This window comes from Colwellia ponticola (genome assembly GCF_005885605.1).
Lineage (GTDB): Bacteria > Pseudomonadota > Gammaproteobacteria > Enterobacterales > Alteromonadaceae > Colwellia > Colwellia ponticola.
Map to the genome: position 1 here is coordinate 1 of NZ_SZVP01000092.1, position 466 is coordinate 466.

Annotated in this window: 1 protein-coding gene; it reads right to left on the minus strand. The window is 68.5% G+C overall.

What is annotated here, in order from left to right:
• Nucleotides 1-280: 280 nt before the first annotated feature.
• Nucleotides 281-466, minus strand: a 186-nt coding sequence (locus tag FCS21_RS16855; RefSeq protein WP_222927990.1) for a hypothetical protein, incomplete at its 5' end; no start/stop codon positions are given.

Here is a 466-nt window from a genome sequence, read left to right on the forward strand (position 1 = left end):
CTTCGTTGGGGGATCGCGCTGCCGGTCAGGTGCGGTCTAGCCCTGGCCGGACGCGAAGCGTACAGGCGCGTTCACCTGCGGATCCACCGCCCAGGACGGCACGCCGCCGCGCCGGCGAACGAAAATCGACCCCCTTGGTTCTGCGAACGGTCGCCACCGTGCTCAGCGAGCGTCCGGGCGACCTCTAGGAGATCGACTTCCAGCCCGCGTGATCTTGGTCATGCCCCCGCCTTACCCGCCGGGCCGCGTGGCTGGACTCCGTCCGCAAACCCGTTGTGCTTCAGTCGAGAAACTCGGTGCGCACGCGGTGCACTCCCGCTGGCTGCTGGCGGTGCGCGAGGTCGGTGGCGAAAGCCTTGGCGATCGCATCGACGGTCCAGGTGTCGCGCCGCAGGACCGGATCGAGAATGCCCGGATGGGTGCACAGCATCAGTTCGGCGCCGTTGATTCGCACGACCTGCCCGGT